Genomic DNA, 11,718 nt, shown 5'->3' on the forward strand with positions numbered 1-11,718 from the left:
TTGATGCAAGGCTGCACAGCACAATCACAGCTTGTAAATGATGAGATTGAAACTGTCACCAAGGAGAATCTAAAATATTATTTATATTATCCCGAAGGTTATGAACTCGATGACAAAGAGGGTTTTGGATTATTACTTTTTTTACATGGAGGGGGAGAATCAGGAAGTGAATTGGAAGAAATCAAAAAAAATGGTCCCCCAAAACTTTTGGTAGAAGGCAAACAGTTCCCTTTTTTAATATTGGCCCCACAAAATCCCCATAGACGAAAATGGTGGAACACAGAAGCAATTATGAAACTATTGGATTCTGTTGTTGAGAGCAATAACGTTGATAGAAAGCGGATCTATTTAACGGGACTGAGCAGGGGCGGAAGCGCAGCATGGGAGTTAGCTACCCAATATCCCAAAAAATTTGCTGCTATGGCAGTAGTTTGTGGAATGGCTCCTTTGCCCTATGCACATTGGATCAATAAAAAAATGCCTATCTGGGTTTTTCATGGAGACAGGGATGAAGTCATTTCGGTTGAGGAGTCGGATAAAATGGTAGCGAAACTTAAAGAAATGGATTATGATGTCAGATATACGCGATACAAAGACGTGGGACACAATTCTTGGAGTAGGGCGTATACCACCGACGCTTTGTACGAATGGCTTGTTAATCAAAAACAAAAATAATTTAATGAAATATTACATATCATTTTTCATTGTATTCTCTCTATTGAGCTGTCGCGATGAGGTAGTCAAGGAAAATATGGGCAATGAGGCTCACGAGAAAGTTGAGAAGCCTTTGGCAGAAATTATTCCCGTTCAAGAAAAGAAGCTGAAAACATTTGAAGGCTTGGCTGACACCACTTTTGTTCGGTTGGCTGATTTCAGCAATGATTTTGCCTATGATCTTCGCTATGCGACAACCAATAATTTTTTAAAAGCCAAAGTATATGATTGCGCTGAGTGCTACACGCGCGTAAAAACTGCAAAAGCCTTGATCGATGCAAATAGGGAATTTATGGATAAAGGGGTCAGAATAAAGTTTTTTGATTGTTATCGCCCTAATTCCGTACAGTACAAAATGTGGAAAATAGTTCCTAATCCCCAATATGTGGCAAATCCCGTTAAAGGATCTATCCACAATAAGGGAGGTGCTGTAGACATCACGCTCGTTGATTTGGAAGGCAATGAACTGGATATGGGAACGGATTTTGATTTTTTTGGAAAGCGGGCATACCATGATAATTTTGATTTGCCCGAAGAAATATTGCAAAACCGAAAACTTTTAAAGGAAACCATGGAAGCATATGGTTTTTGGTCGATACGCACAGAATGGTGGCATTATAACCTTTCATTAGGTTCAAACGATAGGGTAGCCAATTTTAAATGGGATTGTCAGAATTGATTTTTTTACATTTCAATATGGTAAGCTTTTCTTTACCAATGGTAGTGAAGAAGAGGTAATCATCTCCACCATCTTTAATTTGATGTTTTTTGCGCAATTCGGCAACAGATAATGGAAAGTTTCTGACCGTTATGTTGGCCTTTTTAAGTGAAAGTGACTGGATTGATTTTTTATTGTAGGCAAGGGTTTTTAAAATTTCAAATCTACGTCCAGGATAAGCTATTAATGATTTACAAGTATATAGGTGGGAATTTAGATGTAATTTTTTCAATCCATAGACTTTCCCCACAGATTTAAATCCACCTGATTTTAGAATAGCCGAGTTTGGCTCGTACAAATAGCGTTCGGGTTGGCCAAATGAACAGATTATATGGTTTTCTTCATTTAGCTGAAAGTCAAATTTATTTTCAATTCCCTTGACAAAATTGATTGTTTTGATGGTGATCTCTCCTTTAAATCCAAATTCCAAAACAAATAATAATTCCTTTACATCATTATCTATAGCAATAACATGAACTTCCTTTACATAATTTAATTCCTTAATCCCTTTGGAAATATCTAAAAGGGGAGAGGTTTTAATCAATACATTTTTGGTTTTCTCAAAAATCATGGAAAGATGTTTGGGCAAGTTTGGCAAACAATCTTTTAACAAAAAGACTTTGCCAAATTTTTCATCTCTTCGTGATGGATCAATATATATCCAATCAAATTTTTGATTGGTTAGTTTCAAATATTCAATGCCATCTTCAATAAAGCAGTCAATGTTTTTTTGTTCCAAGACCCAAAAATTATGTGCGGCTATCTTACTCAATTCTGGGTTAATTTCACAATGCACTACAGCCTCCATTCTTCTGGAAAAATAATATGAGTCTACACCAAAACCTCCGGTAATATCCATAAGTGTTTTGCCGTTTATAAGTGTGGACTTATACTGTGCAGTCAACTCAGAACTTGTTTGTTCAATATTAAGTTTATTTGGATAATAGATCTTAGTGGTATTGAACCAGGTGGGCAGTTTGTTTTCACACTTTTTTTTGGCTTCCAACTGTTGTGCCAGTTCTTTTTGGGATATACCCTCAAAAATTGGCTTTTTAAGTAATACTGACATGATGTCAGTATTATAGTTTTTATTTATAAAACTCTGAACACCAGTATTTAATATTAATGTATTCAAACTTTTACTATAAGCCTTTCGTTAATTTTTTCACTACTTGATTTTCTGCTAAAAATTCCTTCAAAATTACTTTTATGGCGGTATATCCCGGTACGGCGACCACCATGCCAACAATGCCAAAAACAAGTCCGGCAATGATGATTATAAGAAAGATTTCCAAAGGGTGTGACTTCACGCTAGTGGAAAAAATAAAGGGCTGGGAAAAGAAATTATCTATTATCTGACCAATGACCAAACCAATAAGAACATATATAGCTTTGGGTAGGATCACGGTACTAAAATCGGCTCCCAAAAAACTTGTCATGGTTAGGGTAATCATAACCACTCCACCTATAATTGGACCTATATACGGAATTATATTGAACAATGAACAGAGAAATGCAATAACGATGGCATTTTCAACACCTGCAATCAACAGTGTAATGGTATAGATTACAAATAGAATAAAAAGCTGTAATAGAATTCCAGCGAAGTATCTTGATAGAAGTCCATTTATTTTATCAATAGATTTTACAAGATTATTTTCCTTGTTGTCCGGTACAAAAGTTAAAATACCATTCTGAAAAAGATTGCTGTCCTTTAAAAAGAAAAATGAAATAAACAGTACCGAGAAAAGGCCAACGCTAAAATTGCTGAGAAAATTGACGAAAGAGTTTAGAAAGTCTGGGATAAAGTTTAGGTCCAGCCCTTCCAACATGTTTTTTTCAAGTTCAGATTCTTCTATTAGTTCATTTACGTTAGCTGTGGTCGCACCAAAATATTCCAAAATTTGTAGATATAAGGTATTCAGATTGATTTTTAGTGCATCAATATCCAACAATGAAAGATTCTTACTTTGTTCGGAAACCAATGGAATAAACAATGCCAAAATCCCCAAAAAAAGCGCCAAAATCAAAACCATGGTTATGATTACCGCCAAAGTATTTGGTAGTTTTAGCTTTGCCCTCAAAAAGAGTACAATAGGTCTGCCAAGTAGAGCTATAACTGCAGCAATTGCCAAATAAGCTATGACGGATTGAATTTTAAACAGAAAATAACCCAGAAGAATGATGCCAGCTATAATGGCAACAGCCCTTAATATTCCATTGGCAATGGTTTTTGACGTCATACGTTAATTTTTAAAGGCAAATGCGACAATGTTGGCACCCATTTGCAAAGCTTTTAATCGAATGTCTTCAGGGTTGTTATGTACAGACGGATCCTCCCAACCATCCCCAAGATCACTTTCAAACGTGAACAGTAATAATAATCTTCCTTTTTCAAAAACTCCTAGAGCTTGGGGTCTTTTTCCATCATGTTCATGTATTTTTGGAAGACCACTTTCAAATTTGTATTTAATAGTAAAGATTGGATGATCGGCACCGAGTTCTTCCAATTGCTTGTTTGGAAATACTTTTTTTAGTTCTCTCCTTAAATAGGGTTCCATTCCGTAATTATCGTCAATATGTAGAAAGCCTCCGGAAAGCAAGTAAGTTCTTAGGTTTTTTGCTTCTTCATCAGAAAAAAAAACATTGCCGTGTCCCGTCATATGCAGATACGGGTATTGAAAAATAGATACACTACCAACTTCTACCGTTTCAGGTTTGGCTTGGATTTTTGTATCGATGGAGTTATTGCAAAATTCTATTAGATTGGGAAGGGCTGTCGGATTTGAATACCAATCGCCACCACCACCGTATTTGAGCACCGCGATTTTTTGTCCGTAGCTAGTGACAATCACAAAAAAAGTTAAAAAACACCAAAGTCCTGTAAGTTGTTTCATCTGCCAACGAATAACCAGTAAATCAAAAGTACAGTATTCATGTTTAAAAAAGTCATAATTCCATCAATGGTCTTTCTTGGAATGTTCCTGATGGCATTTTATACTATTAAAAATGAAGAAAGCGTTCAGCTAAAGCCCAAAGTTATAGCTGATGAGACCAATTTTTATCCTGTTGTCCTGGAATTGTTCACCTCTCAGGGATGCTCCAGCTGCCCGCCTGCCGATTTACTGTTGAACAAGGTGAAAAATGAATATCCCGAAGTAGTTTACGCATTATCCTATCATGTGGACTACTGGAATTATATTGGCTGGGAAGACCCATTTAGCAAACCATCCCATACCAAAAAACAACGAGAATACAATATTAAATTTGGTTCTCGAAGTAATTATACGCCACAGTTAGTAGTAAATGGAAAGGAACATTTTGTTGGTTCCGATCAGTCAAAAATGTATCTTAAAATCAACGATTATAAAAAAAGTAAGATAGCGAACCCCATAGAGCTAAAAGTAAAAAAAATTGATAAAGGTTCTATACAATTTGATTATACGATATTGGGAAATTTATCCGAAAAACAACTAAGAGCTGTCTTAGTACTTGATGAGCGAACTACAGTAGTAAAAAGGGGAGAGAATAAAAATAGAACTTTAAAAAACAGCAATATAGTAGTCTCCGAAAGGTATATTCCGTTGAAATACAAAAATGGTACTTCTAAAATAACCATCCCTGCAATTATAACAGAAAATGACACTATTACATTGATGCTATTTGTTGAAAACGATGATTTGGATATTAATGGAGCTGCAAAACTCCAAATAAAACGCTAACTATTTATTATTGAAACTGTTGTACAGGCTACAATGGCTGCAGTTTCTGTTCTTAGGCGGTTCATTCCCAAGGATACGGGAACATAGCCTTTGGACTTTGCCTCACTAATTTCTGTTTTAGTAAAGTCACCTTCCGGGCCAATAAGTATAACAATATCCCTATCCGCAACAGCCCTTCTTTTAAATTCCATTTTTTCACCATCGTCACAATGGGCTATAAATCTAAAGCCCTTGACCTCTTTTTCCATAAATCCCTGATAAGATATCATTGGGTTAAGTTTAGGTAAAAAAGCTTGTAATGATTGTTTCATTGCGGATTGCAGAACTCGCTCCATTCGTTCGAGTTTTATGGTCTTGCGCTCGGAACGTTCACAGATAATGGGCGTTATTTCATCGACTCCAATCTCAGTAGCCTTTTCTAAAAACCACTCATAACGGTCGTTTATTTTGGTTGGAGCTACTACAAGATGCAATTTGTAACGTTTGGGGATGGTTTTTTTTATAGAAGTGATTCGTGCTTTACATTTTCGAGAATCGGCAATTAAAATTTCAGCCTTAAAAAGAAATCCTTTTCCATTGGTAATATTTAAAACATCACCTTCTTTTTTTCTCAACACTTTTAGAATATGCTTACTCTCTTCAGGAGGAAAAAAGAATTCCTCATTGTTATTTTCTAGTGATGGATTGTAAAAGAGTTGCATGGTCTACAGTTAGTTTTGAAACATTAAAAACCTGATTTAATCAAATTGTATTCATACCCGTATTTCAAAATTATAAATTAAGATTTATCCAATCTTTCTCAATCGACTAAATATTTTGTTTTATGGATATCTTAACCAATACATTATTATAAAGTCTAAATTATTTGTCTATTTAGAACAACAAATATTAACTCCCTAATGCATATCTTGCTTTTGCAGCTATACTTTGATCAGTAAAGATTCCCTGTAAAAGTTTATGGTATCCAACAATGCCTATCATAGCTGCATTATCCGTACAATATTCAAACTTTGGAATATACGTTTGCCAACCTAAGTCTTCTTCTGCCTCTTTAAGTCTTGCGCGGATTCCTGAATTTGCTGCCACACCGCCACCGATTGCAATTCTTGAAATCCTTGTTTCAGTAACGGCCTTTTTAAGTTTGTCCATTAAAATTTCAAGAATGGTATGTTGTACTGATGCACAGATATCGTTCAAGTTTTTATTTATAAAATTGGAATCTTTTTTTGTCTCACGCTGCAAGAAATAGAGAACTCCTGTTTTTAGGCCGCTGAAACTAAAATTAAGCCCATCAACCTTTGGTTTGGAAAATTTATAAGTTTTGGGGTTTCCAAGTCTGGCATACTGGTCTATTAAAGGACCCCCTGGGTAGGGCAGACCCATTATTTTTGCACTTTTATCAAAAGCTTCACCAACTGCATCATCAAGGGTTTCGCCTAGAATTTCCATATCGAAGTAATCACTCACTTTTACTATTTGGGTATGTCCGCCACTGATCGTCATTCCCAAAAAAGGAAATTTTGGAATATGGACACTCGCACCCTCAATAAAATGAGACAGAATGTGTGCTTCCATATGGTTGACCTCAATTAATGGTATGTTTAAACCCAATGCCAGCGACTTTGCAAAAGAAGTGCCTACCAACAAAGACCCCATAAGGCCAGGACCTCTTGTAAAAGCTATGGCGGATAGCTGTTTTTTATCGATATTTGCTTTGGCCAAGGCTTGGTGAACCACAGGAACGATATTTTGTTGGTGTGCTCTGGAAGCCAATTCCGGGACTACACCACCATATTGTTCATGAATCTCTTGTCTGGCCACCACATTGCTTAACACTTTTGTATTGCAAAGTACTGCTGCAGAAGTATCATCACACGAAGATTCTATTGCAAGAATGTAATTTTTTTTATTTGCCACAGGTTTTGGAACAAAAATTGGTTGAGCAAAGGTAAAACATAAAGCCCTATCAGAAGACTACGGAAAATACTGTTACGATTAGTACTGGCACTTTTGCTAATACTGGTTTTGGGCTCTTTGATCCTCTCCATGCCCGTAGTTCAGACAAAGCTTGCAAAGAGCGCCACAGATTCGCTCAATGAAAAGTATGGTACCAATATCCAAATTGATCGTTTGAGCCTTTCACTATTTAACTTAAATACAGGGCTTAAGGGAATTTATGTTGAAGATTACAAAAAGGATACACTTTTTTACATACAAAAACTATCTACGTCCATTTTAAACCTTCGCAATATGGTCGACGGGGTTTTGCGTTTTGGAGATATTGAGGTTGATGGTCTTTTTTTCAATCTGAAAACGTATAAAGGTGATAATGATACCAATCTAGATGTATTCGTTGCAAAACTGGATGACGGAAAACCTAGGGCACCGGGAACTCCACCATTCTTTATGTCTTCGGATGAAATCAAAATTTCCGGTGGAAAATTCAAGCTATCGGACGAAAACTTGAAAAAGGAAGAGACGCTCAACTTCTCAGAATTGGAAATCAACGCTACAGATTTTCAAATTTTGGGACCTGAGGTCACGCTGAGTATAGAGAATTTAGCTCTTCAAAGTAACCGAGGCATACGTATAAATGACTTTTCCACTGACTTTAAATATACCAAGCAACAAATGCGCTTTGATTCCTTAAGAATCAAAACCGTAGAGTCCAACCTTAAAGGGGATTTGGTATTCAATTACAATCGTGAAGATTTTGCAGATTTTGCAAACCAAGTGAATATAGTAGCGGATTTCAAAGAATCATCCGTTGCGTTAAATGAAATCAATACATTATATGATGAATTTGGGACCGATAAGGAAGTAGTGTTTTCAGCAAATATAAGGGGCGTGCTCAATCGCTTGCAATTCAAAGAATTGTTTCTACAATCAGAAAATACAGGTATTCGGGGAGATTTTCAGTTTGACAATCTGTTCAGTCAAGAAGCACCTTTTATCATGAGGGCGGATATTGGCAATATTACTTCCAGTTATTATCAATTAAGGTCCATACTGCCAAACATAATTGGAAAGAACATTCCATCAACAATCCAAAAACTCGGAGAATTTACTATACGGGGAGATGCCGAAATTACTGAAACCTCTTTGGATGTACAGATAAATCTCAACACAGCAATAGGTAGCAGCTATACAGATTTACAAATGACCAATATCCAAACTGTGGACAATGCTTCCTACAGAGGGTTCATTTCACTCATTGATTTTGATTTAGGGAATTTTGTCCAGTATGGTCAGTTGGGACTTGCAACTTTGGATGTGAATGTTGAAGGAAAGGGATTTATTGCAGAGTATCTGAATACCGAAGTGATCGGAGAGGTATATAAACTAGAATTCAATAATTATGAATATAATGACTTAAAAGTTTCAGGGGTATTAAAAGAGAAGCTTTTTGATGGTAGTCTAGTCAGTAAAGATGAAAATTTTCAGTTCGATTTTAAAGGGTTGGCAGATTTTGGCGAAAATTCAAATAATTTCAATTTTATAGCCTCTGTTGATTATGCGGATTTGAAAAAATTAAACTTCATCAATGATAGTGTTTCTGTTTTCAAGGGAGATTTGAACATGGACATTGAAGGAAGTACCTTGGACAATACTACAGGACAAATTCGTTTTTCCAATACAGCTTATCAAAATATAAATCAAACCTATTATTTTGATGATTTCGTAATATCCTCAGCCTTTGACCAAGATACGGTAAGAACGATTGAAATAAATTCGCCCGATATAATCACAGGTTATATAAAAGGAAAATTTAAGGTAGGGGAGATAGATAAGTTAATGCAAAATTCCCTGGGCAGTATCTACACAAACTACAAGCCATTTGAGATTTCCGATGGTCAGGAATTGAGCTTTAATTTTAAGATATACAATAAGATTGTCGATGTTTTTTTTCCAGAGGTGAACTTTGACCCCAATACTTTTATTCGAGGAAATATAATCTCAGATGAAGGCGATTTCAAACTCACTTTTAAATCTCCGAGCATAGAGGCATATGGTAATCAATTCGATAATATTGAATTAAAAATCGATAATAAAAACCCACTTTTCAACACTTTCGTATCTGTAGAGGATATGTCTACAGTATATTATGATGTTAAGGATTTTAGTCTTATCAATACCACTTTAAAGGATACGCTATTCTTTAGAACCGAATTTAAAGGGGGTAGCGGTTATGACGATAGTTATAACTTAAATTTTTACCACACCTTTAATGTAGAAAATAAATCGGTCATAGGACTTAAAAAATCCAATATCAATTTTAAGGGAAACACATGGGTATTGAACAAAGATGGGAACAGTAAGAACAAGGTAATCGTAAATAGGACACTGGACAGCATTAGGATAGAGGATTTGGTGATGGACAACGAAAACAGTGAGCAGATACGCCTAAAAGGTCAGTTGGCCGATTCTACGTATAAAGATTTGGATCTACAATTTAAAATAGTTTCGCTCAGCAAAATAACTCCAGAAATAGATAGTCTAAAGTTGGATGGCTCCGTGGACGGTTTTCTCAATATTTTACAGAAAGAAGGTAACTATTTACCAACCTCGAGCCTTAATATTAGGGATTTCAGTATTAATAATATTCGGCTAGGGGATTTAGAACTGGGAATCTTTGGAAACAATGATTTAACACAATTTGGTGTCAGTAGCTGGTTAAATGATAATGGAAAGGAAAAGTTGAGTATAAATGGTAACGTTACCAACATCAATAAGAAACAAAAATTGGATTTGGCGGTTAATTTCACCGATTTTGATTTAGAGCCATTTAGTCCATTAGGTCAAGATGTAATTTCCAATATAAGAGGCAAAGTAATCGGTAATGCAAAAATTACTGGAGATATTTCCAATCCATCAATAAATGGGACACTTAGTTTGAACGATGCGGGGATTGGAATTCCCTACCTTAATGTTGACTATAATTTTGCTCCTTATTCGCGAGTTCGCCTTTTTGACCAGACTTTTTATTTTGAAGATATCAGGCTTTCTGACGTGGTAGAAGGAACCACTGCAACGTTGGATGGAACAATAAACCACACAGCATTTGAAGATTGGTCCTTGGATTTGGATGTGGATACAAAAAAAGACCGTTTCATGATTTTGAACACAACCTATGGTGACGAGTCCTTATATTATGGTACTGGATTTATAAATGGAACGGGCAGTATCTACGGACCTACAAGCGCATTGAATATAACGGTGGATGCTTCTACCGCTAAAGGGACGTCCCTAAAGATACCTTTAAGCGACGTCACCAGTGTTGGGGATTATTCGTTTATCAATTTTATTGAAAAAAGTGGTGGAGAATCCTTTAGGGAAGAACGTATTCTTAAAGATTACCAAGGTCTTGAAATGGCTTTTGATTTGGCGGTAACCCCTGATGCAGAAGTAGAGATAGTTGTAGATAAAAATACGGGAAGTTCCCTTAAGGGTACAGGGGAAGGTATTCTTTTAATAGAAATCAATACGAACGGAAAATTTAATATGTACGGTGAATTTGTTGCAGTAACTGGCGAATACAATTTTAGATACGGAGGCATAATCGATAAAAAGTTTTTGGTGAGACCAGGTGGTACCATTCTTTGGGAAAGGGATCCTCTAGAAGCACAACTGAATCTTGAAGCCGTTTATAATCTTAATGCAAATCCTGCCCCACTTTTAGAAAATGCAGGGTATACAGGTAGGATACCGACCGAAGTGGTCGTTAGGTTGGATGGAGAGTTGGAAAATCCCAATATAAATTTTGATATTGACTTTCCGGGCACCAATTCTGTGGTACAATCAGAATTAGAGTATAGATTGCAGGATCCAACGATTAAAGAGCGTAATGCTTTTTTTCTTTTGGCCCAGGGAACATTCGTAAACGATCAAGCGGGTATTAACCAACAGGCCGTAACAGGAAACCTGATCCAGACCGCGTCAGGCCTTCTTAATCAAATTCTATCAGGAGATAATGATAAGTTTGATTTAGGTGTTTCTTACGAACAAGGTCTCCAAGATCCCAATGCGGATATTCAAACAGAAAATAGAATCGGTGTAACGGTTTCCACAAAAATATCAGATAGGGTTTTGGTAAACGGTAGAGTAGGAGTACCCGTAGGCGGAGTTTCAGAAACTGTTGTCGCTGGGGACGTTGAAGTTCAGGTATTGTTGAACGAAGAAGGAACATTAAGTGCCAAAATATTCAATAGAGAGAATCAAATACAACAGTTTTTGGCTGAAAGACAAGGTTATATTCAAGGTGTAGGTCTCTCTTATCAAGTTGATTTCAATAATTTTAAAGAACTTATCCGAAAAGTATTTCAAAAAAAGGACAATAAAACAAATCCCGAACAACCGGTACAATCCACTGAAATTATGGGAAAGGATAGTCTAATACGTTTTATTCCCAAAAATAGAACGGCCAGAAAAGTGCCGAATTAAATTTTAATTTCTATAGTCTACCATAAAAAAAACCTACGAAAACGTTTGCGAAATTGCCTGAAAACAAATTAGTTAATATGTCATACTTTAATTAGATAAAGTTTGCTAGTTTTGGTTTTTTAA

Annotated in this window: 9 protein-coding genes; 4 read left to right on the forward strand and 5 right to left on the reverse strand. The window is 36.0% G+C overall.

Translation table 11 applies throughout. The annotated features are described in order from the left end of the window. Positions 1-3 precede the first annotated feature (3 nt). The gene (locus HME9304_RS13685; protein ID WP_239023285.1) at positions 4-675 is read left to right on the forward strand and encodes a carboxylesterase family protein; all 672 of its coding nucleotides are present in this window, start codon (positions 4-6) and stop codon (positions 673-675) included. Positions 676-679: 4 nt separating this feature from the next. Then, positions 680-1,393 (forward strand): M15 family metallopeptidase, encoded by a 714-nt coding sequence (locus tag HME9304_RS13690; RefSeq protein ID WP_112379837.1) that lies wholly within the window; start codon positions 680-682, stop codon positions 1,391-1,393. Here HME9304_RS13690 and HME9304_RS13695 read toward each other — a convergent pair. The 3 genes from HME9304_RS13695 to HME9304_RS13705 all read right to left on the reverse strand — a co-directional run bounded on the left by HME9304_RS13695 (position 1,371) and on the right by HME9304_RS13705 (position 4,329). Then, positions 1,371-2,501, reverse strand: coding sequence for a class I SAM-dependent methyltransferase (locus HME9304_RS13695; RefSeq protein ID WP_313789980.1), 1,131 nt, complete (start codon positions 2,499-2,501; stop codon positions 1,371-1,373). The two genes, HME9304_RS13690 and HME9304_RS13695, sit on opposite strands and share 23 nt — an antisense overlap. A gap of 73 nt (positions 2,502-2,574) precedes the next feature. Beyond that, positions 2,575-3,675, reverse strand: a complete 1,101-nt coding sequence (locus HME9304_RS13700; protein WP_112379116.1) for an AI-2E family transporter — start codon at positions 3,673-3,675, stop codon at positions 2,575-2,577. Between the two features lie 3 nt (positions 3,676-3,678). After that, positions 3,679-4,329 (reverse strand): DUF4159 domain-containing protein, encoded by a 651-nt coding sequence (locus tag HME9304_RS13705; protein WP_112379117.1) that lies wholly within the window; start codon positions 4,327-4,329, stop codon positions 3,679-3,681. A 39-nt stretch (positions 4,330-4,368) separates the two neighbouring features. On the opposite strand from HME9304_RS13705, the gene HME9304_RS13710 reads away from it, so the two are divergent. Further along, positions 4,369-5,154: a DUF1223 domain-containing protein gene (locus HME9304_RS13710; RefSeq protein ID WP_112379118.1), complete on the forward strand. Its 786-nt coding sequence runs from the start codon at positions 4,369-4,371 to the stop codon at positions 5,152-5,154. Here the strand turns inward: HME9304_RS13710 and HME9304_RS13715 are convergent. Beyond that, positions 5,151-5,855, reverse strand: a complete 705-nt coding sequence (locus tag HME9304_RS13715) for a 16S rRNA (uracil(1498)-N(3))-methyltransferase (RefSeq protein ID WP_112379119.1) — start codon at positions 5,853-5,855, stop codon at positions 5,151-5,153. The genes HME9304_RS13710 and HME9304_RS13715 overlap by 4 nt on opposite strands. 187 nt (positions 5,856-6,042) lie before the next feature. Then, positions 6,043-7,071 carry a tRNA (adenosine(37)-N6)-threonylcarbamoyltransferase complex transferase subunit TsaD gene (tsaD, locus tag HME9304_RS13720; protein ID WP_112379120.1) on the reverse strand — a complete coding sequence of 343 codons (1,029 nt, stop codon included), beginning with the start codon at positions 7,069-7,071 and terminating at the stop codon, positions 6,043-6,045. Positions 7,072-7,179: 108 nt separating this feature from the next. Here tsaD and HME9304_RS13725 point away from each other — a divergent pair, with 108 nt between their 5' ends. Then, a complete protein-coding gene (locus HME9304_RS13725; protein ID WP_470299664.1) occupies positions 7,180-11,595 on the forward strand; it encodes a translocation/assembly module TamB domain-containing protein in 4,416 nt (1,471 codons plus the stop codon). Positions 11,596-11,718 lie beyond the last annotated feature (123 nt).

The organism is Flagellimonas maritima (assembly GCF_003269425.1).
Classification (GTDB): domain Bacteria; phylum Bacteroidota; class Bacteroidia; order Flavobacteriales; family Flavobacteriaceae; genus Flagellimonas; species Flagellimonas maritima.